General features: G+C 67.5%; 13 protein-coding genes. 8 read left to right on the top strand and 5 right to left on the bottom strand.

What is annotated here, in order from left to right; translation table 11 throughout:
* Position 1 precedes the first annotated feature (1 nt).
* From AC06E9_RS00345 to AC06E9_RS00320, 6 genes are all read left to right on the top strand, one after another.
* A complete protein-coding gene (locus tag AC06E9_RS00345; protein WP_121038188.1) occupies positions 2 to 601 on the top strand; it encodes a GNAT family N-acetyltransferase in 600 nt (199 codons plus the stop codon).
* The gene (gene argC, locus AC06E9_RS00340; RefSeq protein WP_478055216.1) at positions 598 to 1,551 is read left to right on the top strand and encodes an N-acetyl-gamma-glutamyl-phosphate reductase; all 954 of its coding nucleotides are present in this window, start codon (positions 598 to 600) and stop codon (positions 1,549 to 1,551) included. Before AC06E9_RS00345 ends, argC begins: the two co-directional genes overlap by 4 nt.
* Before the next feature lie 75 nt (positions 1,552 to 1,626).
* Positions 1,627 to 2,922 carry an argininosuccinate lyase gene (gene argH / locus AC06E9_RS00335; protein ID WP_152152728.1) on the top strand — a complete coding sequence of 432 codons (1,296 nt, stop codon included), beginning with the start codon at positions 1,627 to 1,629 and terminating at the stop codon, positions 2,920 to 2,922.
* A 69-nt stretch (positions 2,923 to 2,991) separates the two neighbouring features.
* Positions 2,992 to 3,252, top strand: a complete 261-nt coding sequence (locus tag AC06E9_RS00330; RefSeq protein WP_282263435.1) for a YciI family protein — start codon at positions 2,992 to 2,994, stop codon at positions 3,250 to 3,252.
* A gap of 13 nt (positions 3,253 to 3,265) precedes the next feature.
* On the top strand, positions 3,266 to 4,414 hold the full coding sequence (gene proB, locus AC06E9_RS00325) for a glutamate 5-kinase (protein ID WP_121038175.1): 1,149 nt from the start codon (positions 3,266 to 3,268) through the stop codon (positions 4,412 to 4,414).
* A gap of 35 nt (positions 4,415 to 4,449) precedes the next feature.
* Positions 4,450 to 5,712, top strand: a complete 1,263-nt coding sequence (locus tag AC06E9_RS00320; protein ID WP_478055215.1) for a glutamate-5-semialdehyde dehydrogenase — start codon at positions 4,450 to 4,452, stop codon at positions 5,710 to 5,712.
* A 32-nt stretch (positions 5,713 to 5,744) separates the two neighbouring features.
* Here the strand turns inward: AC06E9_RS00320 and pgaD are convergent, their stop codons facing one another.
* The 5 genes from pgaD to AC06E9_RS00295 all read right to left on the bottom strand — a co-directional run bounded on the left by pgaD (position 5,745) and on the right by AC06E9_RS00295 (position 12,971).
* Positions 5,745 to 6,221, bottom strand: coding sequence for a poly-beta-1,6-N-acetyl-D-glucosamine biosynthesis protein PgaD (gene pgaD / locus AC06E9_RS00315; RefSeq protein WP_121038169.1), 477 nt, complete (start codon positions 6,219 to 6,221; stop codon positions 5,745 to 5,747).
* A complete protein-coding gene (gene pgaC, locus AC06E9_RS00310) occupies positions 6,218 to 7,465 on the bottom strand; it encodes a poly-beta-1,6-N-acetyl-D-glucosamine synthase (protein ID WP_478055214.1) in 1,248 nt (415 codons plus the stop codon). The genes pgaD and pgaC overlap by 4 nt, the downstream gene beginning before the upstream one ends.
* Before the next feature lie 7 nt (positions 7,466 to 7,472).
* Positions 7,473 to 9,368, bottom strand: a complete 1,896-nt coding sequence (gene pgaB / locus AC06E9_RS00305) for a poly-beta-1,6-N-acetyl-D-glucosamine N-deacetylase PgaB (protein ID WP_183073743.1) — start codon at positions 9,366 to 9,368, stop codon at positions 7,473 to 7,475.
* Between the two features lie 10 nt (positions 9,369 to 9,378).
* On the bottom strand, positions 9,379 to 11,415 hold the full coding sequence (gene pgaA / locus AC06E9_RS00300) for a poly-beta-1,6 N-acetyl-D-glucosamine export porin PgaA (protein ID WP_478055213.1): 2,037 nt from the start codon (positions 11,413 to 11,415) through the stop codon (positions 9,379 to 9,381).
* Between the two features lie 344 nt (positions 11,416 to 11,759).
* Complete coding sequence (locus tag AC06E9_RS00295; protein WP_121041142.1) at positions 11,760 to 12,971, bottom strand: CynX/NimT family MFS transporter; 1,212 nt, start codon at positions 12,969 to 12,971, stop codon at positions 11,760 to 11,762.
* Between the two features lie 412 nt (positions 12,972 to 13,383).
* Here AC06E9_RS00295 and AC06E9_RS00290 point away from each other — a divergent pair, with 412 nt between their 5' ends.
* Together AC06E9_RS00290 and AC06E9_RS00285 are read left to right on the top strand one after the other, a co-directional pair.
* Complete coding sequence (locus tag AC06E9_RS00290) at positions 13,384 to 15,132, top strand: ShlB/FhaC/HecB family hemolysin secretion/activation protein (RefSeq protein ID WP_478055212.1); 1,749 nt, start codon at positions 13,384 to 13,386, stop codon at positions 15,130 to 15,132.
* Positions 15,133 to 15,187: 55 nt separating this feature from the next.
* Complete coding sequence (locus AC06E9_RS00285; protein ID WP_478055211.1) at positions 15,188 to 24,130, top strand: two-partner secretion domain-containing protein; 8,943 nt, start codon at positions 15,188 to 15,190, stop codon at positions 24,128 to 24,130.
* The last annotated feature ends 59 nt before the right edge of the window (positions 24,131 to 24,189 follow it).

The following is a 24,189-nucleotide window of genomic DNA, read 5'->3' as shown; positions in this document are numbered from 1 at the left end:
CATGAATCTCGCCGATTGGACCAAGGTCCCCACACTGGCCGGCACCCACGCCCGGCTGGAGCCGCTGCAGATGGCGCACATCGATGGCCTGCGCGGTGCACTGGGGGATGGCACCTTGTCCAAGCTCTGGTACACCCAGGTGCCGAGTGCGAAGACCATGACCGCCTATGTCCAGGCCGCGCTTCAGGCGCAGGCCGAGGGCAAGGTGCTGCCGTTCGCGGTCCTCAACGAGGCCGATGAAGTGGTCGGCACCACCCGCTACTACGATCTGGACGCCGAGGTGCCGCGCCTGAGCATCGGCTACACCTGGTATGGCGAGGCCGCCCAGCGCACCGGCATCAACACCGAGACCAAGCTGATGCTGCTCACCCACGCCTTCGAGCGGCTGGAATGCCTGAGCGTGGTGTTCGAGACCAGCTGGTTCAACCTTACCTCGCGCACCGCGATCGCACGGTTGGGCGCCAAGCAGGACGGCGTGCTGCGCAACCACAAGCGCCACCCGGATGGCACCCCGCGCGATACCGTCATCTTCTCCATCATCGATGCGGAATGGCCGGGGGTGAAACGCCACCTGCAGCACCGCCTGGACGCACACGCATGAGCACCAAGATCTTCACTGTCGGCATCGTCGGCGCCCGCGGCCACACCGGCGCCGAGCTGATCAAACTGATCGCCGCCCACCCGCGCCTGCAGCTGGGCTTCGTGTCCTCGCGCGAACTGGCTGGCCAGCGCGTGAGCGACCACCACAGCGATTGGCACGGTGAACTGCAGTTCGAGAACCTGGATGCGGATGCTGTCGCCGCCAAGGGCATGGACGCCGTGATCCTGGCACTGCCCAATGGCCTGTCCGCGCCGTTCGTCACCGCGCTGGATGCGGCCAGGCCGGACACGGTGACCGTCGATCTGTCGGCCGATCACCGCTTCGAGCCGAGCTGGTATTACGGCCTGCCGGAGCTGACCCGGGGCGACTACCTGGGCCAGAAGCACATCAGCAACCCGGGCTGCTACGCCACCGCGATGCAGCTGGCGATCAGCCCGCTGCTGCAGCAGCTGGCCGGCCCGCCGCAGTGCTTTGGTGTTTCCGGCTACTCCGGCGCGGGCACCACGCCCTCGGACAAGAACAATCCCGAACTGCTGCGCGACAACCTGATGCCGTATGCGCTGACCAACCATGTGCACGAGCGCGAAGTCACCGCGCACCTGCGCGTGCCGGTGGAGTTCATGCCGCATGTGGCGCCGCACTTCCGCGGCATCACCATGACCGTGAACCTGTGGCTCAACACGGTCGTCAAGCGCGAGGACGTGTTCGCGCTCTACCAGAAGTACTACGCCAACGAAGCGTTGGTCGACGTGATCGACGAAGCGCCCTGGGTAAGCCAGATTGCGGGCCGGCACGGCGTGCAGATCGGCGGCTTCGACGTCGCCCCGGGCGGCAAGCGCGTCGTGGTGGTGGCGACCCTGGACAACCTGCTCAAGGGCGCGGCCACCCAGGCGATGCAGAACCTCAACCTGGCACTGGGCCTGGACGAACTGGCCTCTATCCCGCACTGAATTCCCACGGCGCAGCGCGGCCCCCTGCGCGCGCCCTGACAACCCGGCGGAGCGATTCCGCCTACGGAGCAAGACATGGCAGACCTTCTGTGGCAGAAGCCCGGCGTGGCGGTAGACGCCAAGATCCAGACTTTCCTGGCCGGCGATGATGTGATCCTGGACCGCGCGTTCTTCCTGTACGACGTGGCGGCCAGCAAGGCGCATGCGCAGGGCCTGGAGAACATCGGCATCCTCGCCCACGACGAACGCGTCGGCCTGCAGCGCGAGTTGGACGTGCTGGCCGAGGATTTCCGCAGTGGCGCGTTCGTGCTGGATGAGCGCTTCGAGGATTGCCACTCGGCGATCGAAGCGCGCCTGACCGAGCGCCTCGGCGATGCCGGCCGCAAGATCCACACCGGGCGCAGCCGCAACGACCAGATCCTGGTGGCGACCCGGCTGTGGCTGAAGGACAAGCTGCTGCGCGTGGCCGAGCTGAGCCGCGAGATCGCCAAGGTCGCGCTGGATCGCGCCGAGGCCGAAAAAGACCTGCCGGTGCCGGGCTATACCCACATCCAGCGCGCCGTGGTGTCCTCGGCGGGCATGTGGTGGGCCGGCTGGGCCGAAGCCTTCATCGACAACGCGATCCGCGCGCACGACACCTTCACCCTGGTCGATGCCAATCCGCTCGGCACGGCCGCCGGTTATGGCGTGAACCTGCCGCTGGACCGCGCGCACACCACCGAGGCACTCGGCTTCGCGCGGATGCAGATCTCGCCGATCTACGCGCAGCTCTCGCGCGGCAAGTTCGAGCTGGCCGCACTGGAAGCGCTTGGCGGCGCCACCCTGGATCTGCGCCGCATCGCATGGGACCTGTCGCTGTTCACCAGCGGCGAGTTCGGCTTTGTCGCGCTGCCCGCGCAGTACACCACCGGCAGTTCGATCATGCCGAACAAGCGCAACCCGGACGTGATCGAACTGATGCGTGCCACCCACGCCAGCGTGGCCGCGGCCCGCACCGAGATCGAGCAGCTGCTGTCGCTGCCGTCGGGCTATCACCGCGATCTGCAGAGCAGCAAGGGCGCGATCTTCCATGGCTTCGGCCGCGGTCTGGCCGCGCTGGAACTGCTGCCGGCGCTGCTGGCCAACCTGGAATGGCGCGATGACAAGCTGCGTGCGGCGATCGACTCGGGCATGTACGCCACCGATGTCGCCGTGGAAGCGGCGGTGGCCGGTGTGCCGTTCCGCGAGGCCTACAAGGCCGCCGCCGCGGCGGCGGATACGGCCGGGCAGGGGCGGACCCCCGAAGGCAGCCTGGCCGCGCGCGTGTCGCCCGGCGCGGCCGCCGACCTGCGGCTGGATGAACTGCGCGCCCGCTGGGCCGCACTGGTGTAATCACGACGGCGGCCGCAAGGCCGCCGTTTTTGTAACGTCTTGCCGGGCGAGCCCGGGAAAAGGATCCACATGAAAACCTGTTACCTGGTGATGGTCACCCGCACGCCGGACTTCCGCGATGACGTGGGTGCCGCGCACGTGCGCTTTCTCGATGCGGTGCGGGCCCGCGGGCAGCTGCTGCTGACCGGGGGCTTCACCGACAAGAGCGGTGGCGCCTACGTGCTGCAGGACATCGCCGACCTGGCCGCCGCGCAGGCGCTGGTCGACACCGATCCGCTGCTGGTGCACGGCAGTGCCACCGCCCGTATCCACGAATGGAGCACGCGCTGAGCGCGCCGATCACATGAACCAGTCCGTGCCTTCGCCGTTTACCGAACAAGCCGTTCCGCAGTGGAAACGTGCCGTCCTCAAAGTGGGCAGCAGCCTGCTGGCCGCTGACGGCGGCGGTCTCTCGCCCCGCCACGCACTGGGGCTGGCCCAGTTCGTCTCGGCCAATGTCCTGGCCGGGCGTGAAGTGGTGATCGTGTCCTCCGGCGCGGTCGCCGCTGGCCGGGCGATCGTGCCGCGCGCGCTGGAAGCCGGGGCGGCGATGGCCGCACGGCAGGCACTGGCCGCGCTGGGCCAGGCACAGCTGATCGGGCTGTGGCAGCGCTTCTTCGAACGTCCGGTGGCGCAGGTGCTGCTGACCCATGACGACCTGCGCAACCGCCGCCGCTACCTCAATGCCCGGGCCACGCTCAACGAACTGCTGCGGCTGGGCGCGCTGCCGGTGGTCAACGAGAACGACACCGTCTCGGTGGATGAGCTCAAGCTCGGCGACAACGACAATCTCGCGGCGACCGTCGCTGCGCTGATCGACGCCGATGTGCTGTTCATCGCCACCGATATCGACGGCCTGTACAGCGCCGACCCGCGGCGTGATCCGCAGGCGCGGCCGATCCACGATGTGCCCGAGCTGACCGTCGAGGTGCTGGCGATGGCCGGGGGGGCCGGCAGCGGCGCGGGCACCGGCGGCATGCATACCAAGCTGGAGGCCGCAGCCAAGGCCGGGCGTGTCGGCATCGAGACCTGCCTGTTCAACGGGCGCAGCGCCGAGGTGGTGCGCGCGCTCAGCCAGGGCCGCCTCTTCGGTACCCGCATCCATGCCGCGCAGACCCGCGTGGCCGCGCGCAAATACTGGCTGCGGCACGCACCGCTGGAACCGGGCGCGATCCTGGTCGATACCGGTGCGGCCGATGCGCTGCGTGGCAAGGGCGCCTCGCTGCTGCCCGGCGGCGTGGTCGGTGCGGAGGGTGACTTCCGCCGCGGTGACATGGTCGAGATCCGGCAACGCACCGAGGCCGGCGAGGTCTGCCTGGCCCGTGGCGTCAGCCAGTACTCGGCCAGCGACATCCGCCGCGTCGCCGGGCGTCACTCGCGCGACATCGAAAGCGTGCTCGGCTACAACTACGGTGGCAACGTCATCCACCGTGACGATCTGGTGCTGTTGTGATTGCGTCCCCGCCGTGTTTTTTCAAGGATATTGAGATGGTCGCCAGCTCCACTACCGACATCCGCACCCAGGCGCTGGCCTGCCGCGAGGCTGCCCAGCAACTTGCTCAGCTGTCATCCGCCGCCAAGGCCGAACTGCTGGAGGCCATGGCCACCGCGCTGGACGCCGATACCGATGCGATTCTCGCCGCCAACGCCCGCGATCTTGCTGCGGCCACGGAGAAGGGCGTGGGCACGGCGATGCTGGATCGCCTGGCCTTGAACCCGCCGCGTCTGGCCGGTATCGCCGCCGCCCTGCGCGAGGTCGCCGCATTGCCCGATCCGGTCGGCCAGGTAACCCGCGATGATGTGCGCCCCAATGGCATCCGCGTTCAGAAAGTGCGCGTACCGCTGGGCGTCATCGCGATGATCTACGAGGCGCGCCCCAACGTGACCGCCGATGCGGCAGCGCTGTGCATCAAGGCCGGCAACGGCGTGATCCTGCGCGGCGGCTCGGAGGCGATCCACTCCAACACCGCGATTGCCGCCTCGCTCAAGCGCGCGCTGCGCGAGGCCGGCATTGCCGATGCAGCACTGACGCTGGTCGAGGATCTGCGCCGCGAGACCATGCTGGCGCTGCTGCAGCTCAACGACCTGATCGACCTGGCGATTCCACGCGGTGGGGAAGGGTTGATCCGCTTCGTGGCCGAGCATGCCCGCGTACCGGTGATCAAGCATTACAAGGGCGTCTGCCATCTGTATGTGGACCGCGCCGCCGATCCTGCACTGGCGCTGCGCCTGCTGGTGGATGGCAAGTGCAGCCGGCCGTCGGCCTGCAACTCGCTGGAGACGCTGCTGGTCCATGCCGACCTCGCGCCGACCTTCCTGCCCTTGGCGGCGAAAGCGCTGGCCGAACGTGGGGTGCAGCTACGCGCCGATGCGGTGGCACGCCAGTGGCTGCCCGATGCAGAGGCAGCCAGCGAAGACGATTACGCCGCCGAGTATCTGGATCTGATCCTCGCCGTGCGCGTGGTGGACGACCTCGACCACGCCCTCGCGCATATCCAGCAGTACAGCTCGGACCACACCGAAGTGATCGCGACCGAGGATGCCGCGGCGGCGGAGCGCTTCGTGCACGCGTTGCGCTCAGCGGTGGTGATGGTCAACGCCTCCTCGCGCTTCTCCGATGGTGGCGAGCTCGGCCTGGGTGCGGAGATCGGCATCTCCACCACCCGCCTGCATGCCTACGGCCCGATGGGACTGGAAGCGCTCACCGTGGAGCGCTTCGTCGTCCGCGGCGAAGGCCAGACACGCACGTAATCGGTCGTGCCGGCCAGCGGCCGGCACGAGCCTCAACCGGCCAGCGCCTGCGCTGTCACCCGCACCGGCCGCGCGTGGTCATCCATGTGCAGGGTCACCGCCTTGCCATCGGCCAGCAGGGATGCCACCGCAGCGCTCGCGCCCAGGTCGTGCGCCATCTCTTCACGGGTCACATCGTCATGCGGCAGCCGGCGCTCCTTGCCCGAAAACCGCATGCGGTTGTACTCGGCCCAGGCGATCAGCAGCGCTGCGCAGCACACCAGCATCACCGGCAGCGCGATGACCACGAACGGATCGACCGTCTGCTTCTGTTCGTACAGCTGCGCCCAGGCCATCCGCCCGCCGAGCAGCCAAGAGATCAGCGTCACCAACGGTGCCCACAGGTAGAAGTAGAACGCCCAGAAGGCGATGGTCACAAAGCCCCAGGCAGTACGCTGCAGGCGTGGCTGCTGGCGCGGTTTCTGGATCAGCCGCGAGTCGAAGCGGCGGGTGGATTTGACAGTGTTCATCGGATACCCCGGTCAGGACTGACCCAGACCGCGCGCTTGCCACGACGCTTGAAGATCGTCTTGGGGAACGCCACCAGGGTCGTGAACAGACTGATGAGCCAGTACGCCATCGGGTACCAGATCACCCAGAAGTAATTACGTCCAATATGCGTTTCGTAACGTCGGTCGATGATCAGGCTGCTGGCGAACTGCAGCAGGCAGACCAGCGCCAGGATCACGCCATGCCACTGCGGCAGCAGCGTGGCGATGTACAGCTCGGGCGGCAGCGTCATGAACTTGCCCAGTGCCCACAGCACGATGATGGCCAGCATCGCGTACGCCCACAGCACGCTGAGGATGTACTCCAGCAGCACGCCCCACATGCGGCGCTTGCGCCAGTGGAACAGCGAGCCGCCATGCCGCAGCAGCACTTCCACGCCGCCCTGGGCCCAGCGCAGGCGCTGCCGCCACAGCCCCTTCAGCGTTTCCGGCATCAGGATGAAGCACAGCGCATTGGGCTCGTAGCGGATGTCCCAATGATCCAGCTGCAGGCGCCAGCTGATGTCGATGTCCTCGGTGACCATGTCGTCGGACCAGTACCCGATCCGATGCAGGGCAGTACGGCGGAACGCGGCGATCACCCCGGAGATGGTGAAGATGCGCCCATACACCCGCTGCGCGCGCTTGATCATGCCGATGATCGAGGAGAACTCGGCCACCTGCAGCCGGCCCAGCAGGGTGGAACGGTTGCGGATGCGCGGGTTGCCGGTGACCGCGCCCACGCGCGGGCCGGAGGTCAGGTGCCAGACCATCCAGTGGGTGGCGTACTCCTCCAGCATCGCATCGCCATCGATACACACCAGGAACTCCGAGCGTGCCGCCAGTGCGCCCATGCGCAGCGCATTGGCCTTGCCCAGATTGCGGTCCAGATGCACCACGCGCAGGCGTGGGTGAAGGGCGGCCAGGGCATCCAGCCGTGCCCCGGTATCGTCGCTGCTGCCATCGTTGATGGCGATGACTTCGAAGTCCGGGTAGTTCTGCTTCAGCGCCGAACCGAGGGTGTCGTCCAGGTTCTCCGCTTCGTTGTGGCACGGGATCAGGATCGACGCGAACGGATACTCGGCCATCGGCGGCGGATCATCACGGTCGCGTGCCTTGCGTTCGCGCCGGAAGAAGTAATACAGGCCGCCGGACATCCAGAAGAACGCCATCACCATCGGGTAGAAGAAGGCGAACTGGAACAAGGTGTAGAGAAGAGGATGCATGGCGACCTCACTTTTCCTCGTACGGGAAGCTGCGGGCCGACATGGCCGCGCGCGCGTCATACGTGGAGGGACGTCCGGCGATGAAGTCATCCGGATACCAGGCGAAATGACGCACGCCCTGCGCCTGTAGACGACGGATCTGCGCGCGCAGGCGGTCGCCGGGGATCGGCTTGCCGGTGCGCCAGTCCAGCGTCTGCAGCTCGAACATCGTCTGCGACAACTGCGGATCGTGTTGCTTCACCGCCACCACCAGCCGGTCCAGCCAGCGTTCCGGGCTGCGGCTGCCTTCCATCCACGGCATCGCCATCAAAGCGGTGTGGTCGTAGGCCTTGTTGAACAGGTCCAGGCGCTGGGCGAACCAGCTCGCGCTCTGCGGTTCCAGCACGGGCTGGGCATACAGGTTTCGCACGGTGCCCAGCTTCGGCCGCCAGCGCTGCGCGGCGGTGCGCAGCTCCAGCGTGAAGTCGATCAGGGCCTGGGTACGTGCACCGTCATCGCCTTCCTGCGGCAGCTGGGTCAGCTCGGTGTCGCGCAGGTAGGCGTCATCGTGGAAGAGCAGGCCCTCGAAGTACGAGTTGATCGCGAGGTCTTCGTAGATGTCATCGATGATCTTGCGGACCTGGGGCCGGGTGAAGTCCAGCCGGAAGATGCCGTCGCTTTCCGGGCTCTCGATGGCCAGCGCCTTGCGGATGGCCGGATCCTTGAGCTCGTAGCCCAGCACCGGCAGCCACGCAAACACCTTCACCCCCGCGCGCGTCTTGAGCTGCCACGCCACGCGGTTGAACAGATCCGCACGCATCGGCAGATGGCGGTTGGGGAAGTACAACGCGTCGGCCGAGCCGTTGCCGTCCGGATCGGCGAAGGCCTGCAGGAACACGTGGGTCGGGCCGATCTTCTTGACCCGGTCGATCAGCGCATCCAGGTTCTTGCCCTGTTGCACCGGGTCGGCATCGTAGACCGCATCCAGGTCGATCTGCAGCGCCCGCATGCCATCGCGTTCGACATCGCGGCGCAGTTCATAAGCCAGCTGCACCACGGTCGGGTTGTTGGTCACCAGCAACCGGGCCAGACCGTGCAGATCACGCTTGACCGGCGTGCTGCGCCCTTCCAGATCGAACGAGACCGGCATGCCCAGCTGCTCGGCGATGTCGTTGCTCAGCGCGTTGTAGGCCGCGTACGGCCACACGATCGCCTTGGGGCTGACGCCGACATTGCGCTGGATGCGCTCCACGCTGCGGCCCAGGTCGGCGCGCAGGCGGGTCTCGTAGTCGGCCGCGGTTTCATAGGTCCTGCGGGCCGGATCGTAGGTCCGGGTGATCACCGCCGGGGTGGAGTTGCCCTGCGGATTGGACTGCACGCCATGGTGCAGGTTGTCGGTGTGGCTGGCCAGTTCGATCAGTCCGCTTTTCTGCATCTCGCGCAGCTGCGCCCAGGTCAGGAAATCATCGCGGGTGAACGGGCGGTAGCCGTAGTCGATCTGGCGCCCGGCCGGCATGTCCACGTAGTCGGTGATCACCGCGACCAGCGCCGGATAGTTGTAGGCGCGCAGCAGCGGGAAGACCTTGCTGTACACGCTGCGCAGGCCGTCATCGAAGGTCAGCAGTACCGGCTTGGGCGGCAGCGGCGTGCCGCCCTGCGAGGCGGTGATCAGCTGCGACAGCGACACCGGGTGATACCCATGCGCGGACAGCCAGTCCAGGTGTGCGGCGAAGTTCTGCGTGCTCACGGCATACGCGTCCGGGTCGCCGCGGGCGGCGACCTCGTCGCGGATGTCGTGGTAGCTGAGCACCAGCAGCCCGTTGTCGGCGGCATCAAGTACGGCCGGTGGTTGCTGTGCCTGTGCCGGCAGCACCGCGGTGAGCAGGGCCAGCAACAGCCAGCGGGTCCAGCGCTTCAAGTCCATGTGCCGCATGTCATTCTCCCCACCGCAGGCCGGCATCCAGGCCGATGTGTCGTTCACGCTGTCCGTCATAGACCGGTCGCGACCAGCGGATGCCGTACTCGAAAATGCGGCCTTCGCCGAGCTGCCACTCATGGCGATACTCGGCCGAGGGCACGATCGCGCTGCCATAACCCTGCTGCCAGTACTGGCCCACGGAGACGGTCAGGCGATGCCGGAAGTGGCGTTCGTAGTGGCGCCATAACTGCTGGTCCACGCGCAGGCCGATCTCCACCGAGTGATCCTCGGAGGGATTGAAATAGGGCACGTCATCGCGGCTGCCGCGGCTGGCATACACGCTGCCCAGACCGTCCAGGAATACCGTCGGCCGGGTCATCAGGCGCTGCTCGATGGCGGTGCTGACGGTATCGCGACGGTTGCCGTCGTCGTAGCGGAACTGGCTGGCCCCCACGCTCCAGTGGGTGCGCTCGTCGCGGCGATAGTCGGCCGCCAGTGCGATGCTGTCGGCCGTGATGCCGGAGACGCGTGCCTGCATCGAGGCATCCGGGTCATTGCGTGCGGCAGTGATGCCGGCATGCCATTGATCGCTGAACTGCCAGCCGAACCCGGCGCTGAGGCCGGTATCGCCGATGTGGTCGTTGGCGCGGTTGACGAAGGCTTCGGCATCGGCGCGGCCGTAGCGGTAGCGCGTGCCCGCACCGATCCGCAACGGGTCGATGGTCTGGTCCTGGAAATCCACGCTGCGCCGATCGGCGAACGCGACCAAGCGCCAGTGGTCGTCCAGCACCGGGGACTGCACTTCCACGCCGTAGCGGCCGTCATCGTTGCCCAGCGGCGATGCACCGCCACCGCCCGAGCTGCGCCCACCTTCGGCGTAGGCATGCCATTGCCAGCCACGGTGTGCACGCCAGCTGCGGTCCATGCGTTGCACGGAGGGCTGGTTGGGGTAGGCGGCAAGCAGCGTGTCGTGGACCGGTCGTGCCAGGTCATCGCGCTGCACCTGTACATAGGCGTCGTACTGACCCAGGCGCGCAGGTACGTCGCGCGGGTCCAGCGTGTTGGCCATGCTGTAGCGCTCCAGCGCCCGTCGTGGCCAGCCACGCATCAGGTAGATGTTGCCCAGCGAGGACTGCGTGCCGGTGTTGCCCGGGCCGATCTCCACCATCTTCTCCAGATCGCGCTGGGCGGTGGGCAGGTCGCCACTGTAGGCACGCACCATGGCCAGGTTGAGGTCGGCCTCGTAGCGCGGCCAGTTCGCATAGGGTGCCTTGGCACCGTTCGCCCAGCGCCACGCGGGCTCATCGGCCTGCCACTTCTTCAGCAGGGCGATCGCGGTGTCGGCCTGCTCGTCCTCCAGATACGCATAGGCCAGTTCCGAGCGCGCCTGCGGCAGCGACGGATCGGCTTTGAGCGCGGCGTCCAGCACCGGGATCGCCTCGGCCGGATGCTGCGTGGCCATCAGCGAATCGCCGACGGCGGCCAGCAGATAGTTCGGCACCGGGTGGCCCTCGGCGAGCAGCGTGCGGTACTCCTCGCGCACCTGTGCATGACGCCCCAGCCGGTTGAGCAGGATCAGCCGGTCATAGCGGATCCGCAGCGGGGCCTGCTGCACGGGGGTGCCATCGCGTTCGAGGTACTGCTGCATCTGCACCAGCGCGGCATCGGCTTCATCCAGGCGGGTGTCCTCGCTGGGGCCATAGGCCAGGCTCCAGCCCACCAGCTTGGCCAGGTAATTGCCTTCCAGCCGTTCTTTCTGTGCCGCATCGAACAGGGTGGGGCGCGCCAGATACAGCTGCCAGGCGCGGTGCGCGTTGCCGATGTCCGCCAGGGTCAGCACCTGCAGGCGATACAGCAGTGCGTCGTCGGGCGATTGCACCCGTGCCCGCTCGATCGCGGCCAGTGCATCCAGCCAATGGGCCTGGTCGCGGTAGTGGCCGATCTCGGCCAACGCGTCAGCCTGCGGGTCGGCGGCTGCGGTGGCCGGAGTGGAGAAAGCGAGTGCGGCGCATGCCAGGCCGACGCTGAGCGCCAGCGGCCGATGGTCGTACATGGAACCCCCCTTGGAGCATCCTTTCAAAGGTGTGTTGCGTCAAAAGTGTGACGCACATCACATGCCAATCGTGCCTGACTGCGCAGTTGTTGCCAAATCGTTAATGGCCGGGTACGGCCGATCAGCCCGCGGGTAGAACCCGGAGGGGAAGGCAAGCCATTGAATTGCTACGGATTCAGACCATGTCGCCAACATGGACAGCGCACTCCATTGCCATGAAGCTGTTCAGCCGGCTGGCGACGCCAGAGGCTCCGAACACTGCCCGGTGCAGCCCACCGGGTCAGTTAGCGACACGCTACGTCAGCAGTTGCGCACAGCGCGTGTAGATGGACGCGCCGGGGCGCTTACCACTGGTCTTCGAGCTTCTGCGGTTTGCAGGCGACCCACGAGGCGCACAACAGCACCACCGCGCACAGCACCAGGAAGCCGAACGGCAGGTGCCAGCCACCGCTGACCGCGTGCAGCCAGCCGAACAGGAACGGCCCCAGGCAGCTGAAGGCATAGCCCACGCCCTGCATGAAGCCGGACAACGCCGCCGAGCCGGCCGGCGTACGCGTGCGCAGGTTGATCAGGGTCAACGCCAACGGGAACGTGGACGGCCCGATGCCGAGCAGCACCGCCCACAGCCACGGGGCCTTCATCGGGGCGAACAACAGGCCGGCGAAGGCGATCAGAAACGCGCTGAAGCCGATCAGCACCAGCCCGAAAGGATTGCGCAGGCGCACGGCCAGGGCCGGCATGGTCAGCGATGGCAGCAGGCCGCAGGCCGCGAAGATCGCCACCATGATGCCGCCGAATGCCGGTGTTGCACCGGCCTCGACCACGATCCGCGGCAGCCAGGTGAACATCGAATAGGTCATCAACGAGGTCATGCCGAACATCAGGGTCATGCCCCACGCCAGCGGGGTCTTCCAGACCTTGCCGTGCGGCGCGCTGGAGGGATCGTTGGCAGCGCTGATCGTGTCCGGGTGCGGACGGGCGCGGGAGAGCATCAGCCACGGCAGTGCCGCAGCCAGCGACATCAGCGCCCAGATGCCCAGCGATACGCGCCAGCCCGCCTGCTGCGCGACGGGTACCGCCAGCAGGGCCGGCATCATCGTGCCGATCTGCAGCACGGTGATGTAGAGCGTGCTCATGGTGCCCACGCGGTTGGCGAAGTAACGCTTCACCAGCGGCGGTACGACCACGTTGCCGATCCCCATGCCGGCCAGCGCCACCACCGAGCCGAACAGCAGGCTGCCCACGCCGCCGGCCATCGAGCGCAGCAGCAGGCCCACGGTGGCCAGGCTCATCGCCAGCAAGGCGGTGCGCTCCAGGCCCAGGCGGCGCGCCACTGCCGGGGTGGTCACGCCGAACAGCGCGAAGGCGGCCGTCGGCAGCATGCCGAGCACGCCGGTCATGGTGGTGCCGAAGCCGAAGGTCTGGCCGAGCACATCCAATAGCGGGGTCAGCGAGGTGACCGCGGTGCGCAGGTTCAAGGCCGCCAGCAGGATGGCGGCAAAGGCCAGCAGGCGTCCGTGCAGCAGGGACTGGGACGGTGAAGTGGGGTGAGTCATCAGCATGGTTCCTGACAGGTGGCGCACCGCGGCCTCAGGCACGCGGGTGCAACGGCAGAGACCGGCCAGCGGCCGGCATCTGCGGGGTAGGGGACTGGGCCGCCGCCGAAGGCGGGGCCAGGACCGGCCATTGTACGGGTTCGATCCCGACAGGTCCCTCATCGAGGCCCTCGGCAGGCGCTACGTGTGAAAACGTCTTCACAACAAGGGTCGCGCGATCTCCTTCCATGTGAGCTACGTCAAAAAAATGACTATTTAGGAAAATACCTACACGCCGACGGGTGCTTGCCCTACCGAGTGAGTGGGGTTTTTGACGGTTTTCATGTCGCAAATAGCTCTTAAATTGGCGGGCCTCCATAGGGGCGGTCTATAGCGAACGATGGTTCGTGCCAGCCCACGTTCGAGATCCTGCATGCCAAACAACGTATTCCCCACCCCGGCTCGCGCCGGTACTCACGGCGCTTCCCCGCGCGCATGGCTGCTGGCCCCGCTGGCGGCCGCGCTCGCCCTGATCTGCTCGCCCGTGCACGCCCAGCAGCTGCCTGCCCCGGATCAGGAACTGCTCCGCCAGCAGGAGCGCGAACGCGCGCTGCGCGAGCAGCTTGAAACCCGGCCCGATGCGCGCCTGCAGGAAGCACCGGTAGCGGCCCCGGAGCGGCTGCCCACCGATGAGGCCCCCTGTTTCGTGATCGAACGCATCACCTTGGGCGGTGAGCAGGCCGAGCGATTCCAGTGGGCGCTGGCTGCGGCCAACGTCAAAGGCGACCCGGCGCTTGGCCGTTGCCTGGGCACCACCGGGATCAACGTGGTGATGTCGCGCGTGCAGAACGCCATCGTGGAACGCGGCTTTGTCACCACACGCGTGTTGGCCCAACCGCAGGACCTGACCACTGGCACGCTGGAGTTGACCGTCGTACCCGGCACGCTGCGCCAGATCCGGTTCGCCGAGGGCACCCATCGCGACGCCACCTTGTGGAATGCGATCCCCGCGCGCAGTGGCGACCTGCTCAACCTGCGCGATATCGAACAGGGACTGGAGAACTTCAAGCGGGTACCGACCGCCGAGGCCGACATCCAGATCAGCCCGGCCGAAGGCGCCGATGCCGCGCCCGGGCAGAGCGACCTGGTCGTGCAGTGGTCGCAGCAGCGGCTGGTGCGCTTCAACCTGAGCCTGGACGATTCCGGGAGCAAGGCCACCGGCAAGACCCAGGCCGGTGCGACGATGTCGCTGGACCACGCGCTGCGCCAGAACGACCTGTTCTACGTCAACCTCAACCATGACGTGTTCAGCGGCGGCAAGCGCGGCACCAAGGGCTTCACCTTCCACTACTCCGTGCCTGTCGGCTACTGGCTGTTCGGCGCCACGCGCAGCGGCTACGAATACGAGCAGACCGTGGCCGGCAGCCAGCAGTCGTATCTGTACAGCGGCGAAAGCTACAACGCCGAAGTACGGGCAACGCGTCTGCTGTTCCGCAACGCGAGCAGCAAGACCAGCATGTACCTGCGCGCGTGGGAGCGCGACTCGCGCAACTTCATCGACGACACCGAAATCCTGGTGCAGCGCCGGCGCATGGGCGGCTGGGAACTCGGCCTGAACCACCGGCATTTCATCGGCCAGGCCACGCTGGATGGCACCGTCGGCTTCCGCCGCGGCACCGGGGCATTCGGCTCGATCGCAGCGCCCGAGGAGCTGTTCGGTGAAGCCACCTCGCACCCGAAGATCTACTTCGCCGACGCCCAGCTGAGCGTCCCGTTCCAGCTGGGCCAGCAGCGCCTGCGTTACACCGGCAGCTGGCGCGCGCAGTGGAACCGTGGCGGGCTGGTGCCGCAGGACCGCTTCGCGATCGGTGGCCGCTACACCGTGCGCGGCTTCGATGGCGAGATGTCGCTGATGGGCGAACGCGGTTGGCTCATCCGCAACGACATCGGCTTGGCACTCGGCGGTGGGCAGGAGTTCTACGTCGGCGCCGATTACGGCCATGTCGGCGGCAGCGCCACGCAATGGCAGCTGGGCAATGACCTCGCAGGCACGGTGATCGGCCTGCGCGGGTCCTATCGCGGCCTGTATTGGGACGGCTTCGTCGGCGCCCCGTTGAACAAGCCGTCTGGCTTCCAGAACGCGTACACGGTCACCGGATTCACCCTGAGCTGGTCGTTCTGATTTCAGTGCGGGCGCGTTCGCGCCGCACCGACCGCACGCACACAAAGGAATTGTAATGAACAAGCATCTGTACCGCCTCGTGTTCAACCACGCCCTCATGCTCTGGCAGGTCGCCGCGGAAATCACCCCGCGCCCCGGCGGCGCCGGTACCGGGCAGGATGGCGATCGCACGGCGGCACTGCGCCCGATGGCCTTCGCGTTGTGGGTGATGCTGGGCTGGGTCGGCGTGAGCGGCCTGGCCGCGGCGCAGGTGGTGGCCGATCCGAACGCACCGGGCAACCAGCGCCCGACCGTGCTGGAAACCGCCAACGGCACGCCGCAGATCAACATCCAGACCCCCAGTGCGGCGGGTGTCTCGCGCAATACCTACCAGCGTTTCGATGTCGACCAGCAGGGCGCCATCCTCAACAATTCGCGCGGCAACACGCAGTCCCAGCTCGGTGGCTGGGTACAGGGCAATCCATGGCTGGCCGGTGGCACCGCACGGGTGATCCTCAACGAGATCAACGGCGCCAACCCGAGCCAGCTGCGCGGCTACGTGGAAGTTGCCGGCGACCGTGCGCAGGTGGTGATCGCCAACCCCGCTGGTATCGATTGCGATGGCTGCGGCTTCATCAACGCCAACCGCATCACCCTGACCACCGGCACGCCGACGTTCAACGGCGGCGCGTTGGAGGGCTATCGCGTGCAGGGCGGGGCAATCCATATCTTTGGCGCCGGCATGGATGCCAGCCGGGTCGACTACACCGATCTGATCGCGCGCTCGGTGCAGCTCAATGCGGGCCTCTGGGCACAGCAGCTGCAGGTCACCACTGGCGCCAATACGGTGAGCGCCGATCTGAGCCGCGTGCAGGCCCAAGCGGCCGACGGCAGCACGCCGCAGTACGCGCTCGACGTCGCCCAGCTCGGCGGCATGTATGCCAACAAGATTCTGCTGATGGGCACCGAGCATGGGGTAGGCGTGCGCAACGCCGGCAATCTCGGCGCGCAGACCGGTGAGCTGGTGGTCACCGTCGATGGCCGGCTGGAAAACACCGGCAAACTGCAGGCGCGCGACGACACCGGCATCGCGGCCAGCGGCGGTGTGCGCAATGAAGGTCTGGTCAGCGCGGGTCGCGAGTTGAACCTGCGCACCGGCCAGGATCTGGACAACCGCGGCGGCCAGCTCAATGGCACCCGTCTGGATGTGGAAGCCGCCTCGCTGGTCAACCGCGACGGGCGCATTGAGCAGGCGGGTGTGCAGGCGTTGGCGGTAGAGAGTGGGCAGCTGAACAACCGCGACAAGGGCAGCATCGGCGCGCTGGCCCAGCAGGATGGCACCGCACCGACGACGCCAGGCACGGGGGAAGGCACGGGCAACCCAGGAACACCGGGCACCGGCAACGGCAGCACCGACGGCAGCGCGCCGGGCGTGATTCCGCCGACCACCGCGCCGCTCGCGCAGGGCCGCGTGGTGATTGCCGGCCTGCTCGACAACAATGCCGGCGCGGTGCTGGCCGGTGGCGATATCGATCTGCGCGCCAGTGGGTTGGACAACGACGCCGGCAGCATCGGCGTGCGCGACCTGAGCGTGAACGGTGGTGTGCTGTCCAATCGGCAGGGCGAACTGACCACCCAGCGCGACCTGCGCGTGCAGGGCCAGGCACTGCACAACGACGCGGGCGCATTGAATGTGGGCGGCGCCCTCGATGCGCGCACCACGCAGCTGTCCAACCGCAGCGGCAAGATCGCCCACAGCGGCACTGCACCCGCGCAGCTTCAGGTGGCAGGCACGCTCGATAACACCGACGGCAGTCTCGCCAGCAACGCCGCTTCGCTGGCGCTGACCAGTGCAATGCTGGTCAACACCGATGGCACGCTGCTGCACGCCGGCAGCGACGGCCTGCAGCTCACCACCGGCACGCTGGACGGCCAGCGCGGCGAGATCGCCACGGCTGGAACGCTCAGCCTGCGCGCAGGGCAGGTCGACCATCGCCAGGCGGAACTGCAGGCCGGCACGCTCGATCTCCAGGTCGATACGCTCGACAACCGTGGCGGCCAGCTGCTGGCGACCGGCAGCCAGGCCAACCGCATCAAGGCGGCAACCGCGCTGGACAACAGCGGTGGCACGCTCGCCAGCAACGGCGATCTGGCCATCGATACCGCGCTGTTGAGCAACGCGGGTGGGCAGGTGCAGCAGGCCGGCAGCGGCCGCCTGGACGTCACCGCGGCGACCTTGGCCGGGGCAGGCGGCAAGCTGCTGAGCAATGGCGCGCTACACCTGCAGGGACAGCGTATCGACGTCTCCGGCGGTATCACCTCGGCGGTGCGGCTGGCGATCGACGCCGGGCAGTTGGACAACCGTCGGGGTGAGCTGATCGCCACCGGCACCGACACGCTTGGCCTGCGCGTGACCCACGCGCTGCAAAACGACAGCGGACAGATCATCGGCAATGGTGCGCTCGCCGTGGAGGCGGGCAGCCTCTCCAACCGCGACGGCAAGCTGCTGGCGGCAGGCAATGCGGCCTCCGCGCTGCAGGTGGCCGGTGTGATCGACAACCAGCGCGGCACACTGGCCAGCGCGGGCGATCTGACCCTGCAGGCTGGCCAGCTGGACAACCAGGCTGGCACGGTCCAGGCGGCCGGTGACCGTGCATTGCAGCTGAGCGTGGACGGCTTGCTCGACAACCGCCAGGGTGGCCTGATCGCCTCCGGTGGTGCGCAGCAGCTGCGCGCCGGCAGCCTCGACAATCACAGCGGCACCGTCAACGCGGGCGATACGCTCGGCGTGGCGGTGACGCAGGCGCTGGACAACAGCGCCGGCACCGTTGCTGCCAACGGCACGCTGCAGGTGCAGGCCGGCCGCATCGTCAACCGTGAGGCGGGCACGCTGGCCTCGGTCGAGGGCGATGTCACGCTCGATAGCGCGAGCGCTATCGACAACACCGCCGGTGTGATCCAGGCCGAACGTGCGCTCTCGGTCGCCAGTCAGGGGCTGACCAACGTGCGTGGCACCCTGGCGGGCGCGTCCGTTGCTCTCGATACGGGCCTGGGGGGCGTGGACAACAGTGAGGGCATCCTCGCCGCCACCGCCGGCACGCTGGATATCCGCAGTGGCGCGCTGGAGAACCGCGCTGGCCTGCTGCAGTCCAGTGCGGCGATGCGCATCGATACCCACGGCCAGCGCCTGGGCAACACCGAGGCGGGCGCGCGCGGTGGTATCGTCAGCGGTGCTGGGCTGACCCTCCGCGCGGGTGAGCTGGACAACCGGGCCGGCCTTGTCCAGGCGCAGGCGGCGCTGGATGCGCGGCTGGCCTCGCTGGACAACCGCAGCGGCGGGCAGGTGGGTAGCGGGGCCTCGTTGCTGCTGCAGGCGCAGCGCGTGGATAACAGCGGTGGCCGTCTCCAGGCCGCCCAGAATCTGACCCTCGATCTGAGCGGTGAGCTGGTCAACCAGGCCGGGCTGGCCGTGGCCGGTGGCGATCTGGTCGCCCGGGCCGCGCGCATCGACAACCGCGCCACGAGCGGCGGCGGCACCGCGCTCGGGCTGCAGGGTCGCAACGTGGACCTCACTGCCGCGCAGATCGACAACAGCAGCGGCATGATCGCTGCCGACCAGCGCATTGCGCTGCAGGCGACCGATGCACTGCTCAACCAGCAGGGGCTGGTGTCCTCGGCGGGCAGCCTGGACGTGCACGCCGGCCAGGTCGGCAACACCGACGGCACGCTGCTGTCGGCGGGCAACCAGACGCTGCATGCCAACGCGCTCAACGGTACGGGCCGGGTGTTGTCGCAGGGCGACCTGGTGCTGGCGCTGCAGCAGGACTACCGCAACGATGGCCAGATCACCGCCAATGGCAAGGCCACCGTTTCCACGCAGGGGCTGTGGACCAATGCAGGCAAGGTGCAGGCCGGGGATCTGAACCTGCACGCACGCCAGATCGACAACCTCGCCACGGGTGAGATCAGCGGCATCCGCACCCAGGTACGCGCCGATGGCGTGCTCGGCAACCGTGGGCTGATCGATGGCGTGGATACCCGCGTCGATGCCGATGTGATCCTCAACGTCGGCACCGGTCGCATCTATGGCGACCGCCTGTCGATCGGTGCCAACACCCTGGTCAACAGTGACGAAACGCTGGAGGGCGTGACCCGCGCCGCCACCATTGCCGCGCGTGAGCGCCTGGATATCGGCGCCGGCACCGTGGTCAACCGCGAGCAGGCGCTGATCTTCAGCGCCGGCGGTGGCGACAATGCACTCAACATCGGCGGTGCGCTGGATGCGCAGGGGCATGCGGTCGGTCGCGCCGGCTCGGTGCACAATGCCAGCGCGACCATCGAGTCGCTGGGTGGCGTGAGCATCGATGCCGCGCGCCTGCTCAACAGCAACGAGCATTTCGCCACCACTGAAGTGATGGTGGTGGGCCCGACCAAGAAGCTGTACATCCAGCCCAAGGGCACGCCGGGCATGCACGATGCCAGCGAGTTCACCTGGTCCAGCTGGAGCCGCGCCGGCAAGTACTGGTGGAAGAACGGCAACGGCGACGTCAAGGACTGGACCCAGTACGACGTCACCCATACCGAGTACGAAACCCAGGTCGCCTCCAGCGCGCCCGGCCGCATCATTTCCGGCGGCAACATGAGCCTGCGCGGCGATGAGCTGATCAACGACAAGAGCCAGATCCTGGCCGGCGGTGCGTTGCTGGGCGACCTGGGCAACCTGCGCAACATCGATGCGTTCGGCGAGTACCGGGTGCACGAGGAAGGCACCAGCCAGTACACCTACAGTCGCTGGCGCGGTGGTTTCAAGCGCTATCACGAACGCAAGTGGGACCGGAAGATCGCCTATCGCCCGGCCGATGAAGTGCGCACCATCAACCTGGGCGTCACCCGGACGGCCGAGCACACCCGCGACGGTGGCAGCGGCTATCAGGTGGGCGGCGTCAGCACCGGTTCCGTCGGTGGGCAGGTCGGTGGCGCAGCCGAGGCCGGTGCCGTGGGTGGGCAGCGCCAGGTGACCGAAGTCAGCGCCAGCGTGGCCTCGCTGGCCGGGCCCGGCAGCACTGCCGGCACCGGTGCGCAGGGTGCGGCGGGCAACCAGCCGACCGTGATCCGCACCATCGGCGTGGAGGCCGAACTGCCGCAGAGCAGCCTGTTCCAGAGCGGCCCGGATGCCGGCCAGTACCTGGTCGAAACCGATCCGCGTTTTGCCGATTACCGCAGCTGGCTCGGCTCGGAGTACCTGCTGCAGAAGATGGGCGTGGACCCGGCCAACGTGCAGAAGCGCTTGGGCGATGGGTTCTACGAACAGAAGCTGGTCCGCGATCAGGTCGCCCAGCTCACCGGCCGCCGCTTCCTGGATGGCTACGCCGACGATGAAGCGCAGTACCGCGCGCTGCTCGACAACGCGGCCACCATCGCCGACGCATGGGGCCTGCGCCCGGGCGTGGCGCTGACCCCGGCGCAGATGGCCCAGCTCACCAGCGACATCGTCTGGCTGGTCGAGCAGCGCGTCACCCTGGCCGATGGCAGCACCACCACCGCACTGGTTCCGCAGGTGTATGTGCGCGTGCGCCCCGGCGATATCGACGGCACCGGTACGCTGCTGGCCGGCCGCTCGGTGGAGCTGAACCTGCGCGGCGACCTGGTCAACAGCGGCACCATTGCTGGCCGCACCGCGGTGAAGATCGACGCGCAGAACCTGCGCAACCTCGACGGCCGCATCAGCGGTGACACGGTCAGTGCCAACGCGCGTACCGATCTGGACAACCTCGGCGGCCTGATCGATGCGCGCAGCGTGCTGGTCGCCAGCGCCGGCCGTGATCTCAACATGGTCACCACCACCCGCAGCGGTCAGAACACCGCGGGGTTGAGCGACTTCAGCCGGACCAACATCGATCGCGTGGCCGGGTTGTTCGTGAGCGACCAGGGCGCCACGTTGCTGGCCAAGGCCGGCCGCGATCTGCGCATGGACGGCGCCCAGGTGGTCAACACCGGTGCACAGGGCCAGACCCTGCTCGCGGCGGGGCGGGATCTCTCCCTGGGCACGGTCACCGAGGCGCGCCAGGAAAACAATGTCCGCAACAACGACAACTACCTGCGCCAAGGCTACGTGCGCGAGGTCGGCACCACCCTCGATACCGCCGGGGCCGTGCAGCTGCAGGCCGGGCATGACGTGAACCTGCGCGCCGCGCAGGTCTACAGCAGCGATGGCGCGATCTCGGTGATGGCCGACAACGACGTCAGCATCGCCAGCGGCGAGCAGAGCAACAACTGGAGCGAGGGCCGCAAGCACACCCATCGCGGGCTGTTGAAGTCCACCACCAACACCACGCGCGACAGCCTGGAGGAAACCCAGGCCATCGCCAGCACGCTCAGCGGGCACCAGGTGGCGGTGCGCGGCAACAACATCACCGTGACCGGCAGCAACGTGGTCTCCGATGCGGGCACCGTGCTGCTGGCCGACAACGATCTGACCGTGCAGGCGGCGACCAACACGCGCGGTGAGAGCCACTACAAGCGCAAAGATGAAAGCGGCTTCCTCTACAACGGCGGCGTCGCGTTCACGGTCGGCACGCAGATGCAGAGCCGCGATGCCAAGGACGTGAGTACCAGTGCCGCGGCGTCCACCATCGGCTCCACCGCGGGCAACGTGGTGATGGTGGCGGGCAACAACTACCGCCAGGTTGGCAGCCACGTCGTCGCGCCCGAGGGCGACATCGACATCCATGCGCGCAAGGTCGACATCGTGGAGGCCCGCGAGACCGGCGTCGCCACCCAGGAGGACAAGTTCCGCCAGGCCGGCCTGACGGTGGCGCTGACCGCGCCGGTGATCTCGGCGATCCAGAGCGCCGAGCAGATGAAGAAGGCGGCCAGCCAGACCGACGACAGCCGCATGAAGACGCTGGCGGCGGCGACCACCGTGCTCAATACGGCGGCAGCGGTGGGTGCGGTGCAGGCCGATCCGGGCGCGGCGGGCGGCATCAACATCTCCATCACCGTGGGCGGCGCACGCAGCGACAGCAAGACCACCACCACGCATGACAACGCAGCCGGCTCCAGCATCACCGCGGGCGGCGACGTGCGCATCAGTGCCACGGGCGCGGGCAAGGACTCGGATCTGACCGTGATTGGCAGCACCATCAACGCCGGCAACAACGCCTACCTGCGGGCCGATGGCGATATCGCCCTGCTGGCGGCGAAGAACACGCAGGAAACCGATCGCAAGAGCAGCGCGGCCAGCGGTGGTGTCGGCGTGGCCATCAGCATCGGCTCCGGCGGTGCCAGTGCGGGCATCACCGCCAACGCCAGTGGCTCCAAGGGCAAGGGCGAGGGCACCGACGTGCAGTGGACCAACAGCCACGTCAACGCCGGCAACACGCTGGTGCTCGAATCCGGTGGCGACACCACCCTGCGTGGCGCGGTGGCCAGCGGCCGCGAGGTGATCGCCGATATCGGCGGCGACCTCAACATCGAGAGCCTGCAGGACACCTCCACCTTCCAAAGCAAGGACACCAGTGTCGGCGGCAGTGTCACGGTCGGCTTGGGTTTCTCCGGCAGCGCCAGCTACGGCAACACCAAGGTCGATGGTGACTACGCCAGTGTTGTCGAGCAGAGCGGGATCAAGGCGGGCGACGGTGGCTACCAGGTGCGCGTAGGCGGCAATACCGATCTGATCGGTGGCGTGATCGCCTCCAGCGAGCAGGCCATCGCCGACGGTCGCAACCAGCTGATCACCAGCACATTGAGTGTGCGCGATCTGGACAACCGCAGCGATTACAAGGCCAGCAGCCTGAGCCTGTCCGGCGGCTTCAGCAAGAGCGGCACAGGCGGCCCGTCCAATGGCGGCAACAGCGGCCGTGGCAACGACGGCACGCCCGGGTCCACCGGTGCAGCCGGGCAGGGCAGCAGCTGGTCGTGGCAGAACTATGGCAACGATGCCAGCGCCGCCGCACCCGGCTATGCCAGCGACAAGGGCAGCGATGCCAGCACCACCCGCAGCGGTATCAGCGCAGGCGCGCTGACCATCACCGATGGCAACGCGCAGCTGGCCAAGACCGGCAAGAGCATCGACGACACCCTGGCCAGCCTCAATCGCGGTGTGCTCAGTGGCGACGATGCCAACGGGCTGATCCGTAACTGGGATCCGGTGGAGCTCGCGCAGAAGGTGCAGGCCGAAGCGCAGATCAGCGCAGCGTTCACCCAGCAGGCGCACAGTGCCGTGGGCAGCTATGTGGCCAGCCGCGGCGCCAGCATCAAGGAGCGTTACGAGGAAGCCTCCACGCCGGAGCAGAAGGCTGCGCTGCAGGCTGAAGCCGATGAACTGCGCACGCAGGAGAAGATGCTCAACATCCTGATCGGCGCGGTGACCGGCTCGGCGACCAGCGCGGTCTCCAAGGAGGCGCTGGCCAGTGCGGCGGACTGGATGCGGCAGGAGATGATCAAGAACTCGCAGTTGTTCCCGGGTGTCACCGACGGCGTGACGACACTGGACAACATCCACGGAAAGAGTGCCGGTGTGGATGGCGATGAGTTCAAGATCGGGGGAACCCGCGTGGACCTGGATCAGCTGTGCGGACCTGGCAGCATCCGCTGTGCAACGAATCCAGACGGCACACTTGCCCTGGATTCGCTGGGACGCGTGCAGTTCGACGATAAACAGGGGGGATTGACCCTCGCCCAGTACCTGGCGTCGGAGGAAGGCAAGAAACTGGGCGGCGTAACTGGGGGTATCCAAGGCTGGACAGGGACGCTGCGAGGCGACCCCTACAAGCCAGGAGACTGGCAGGACAGGCTGATCGAGTACTTCGCCGGCCCGCATGACATGATCGGCGGGCAACTTGCAGGGTTGTACGATGAGCAGGGGAATGCACGTCGTGGCCGTCCATGGGCGCTGTCCACCTTCCACGAAGGCTGGACCGTCGTCGCGATTCCCGTGGCGGCTCCCTTCGCAATGGCGAAGGCGCTGCCGCCCCAGGTCTGGTCCGCGATCTCCATTCTTGCCGGTGCCAGTCGATGACATCCCTCCTCAATCCCTCAAAGAAAAGGTACGTCAGCATGAGGTCCCCGCGTGCAGGA

The organism is Stenotrophomonas sp. Steno-Z10-BAI (genome assembly GCF_056393115.1).
This window is presented reverse-complemented; position numbering and strand designations above follow the sequence as displayed.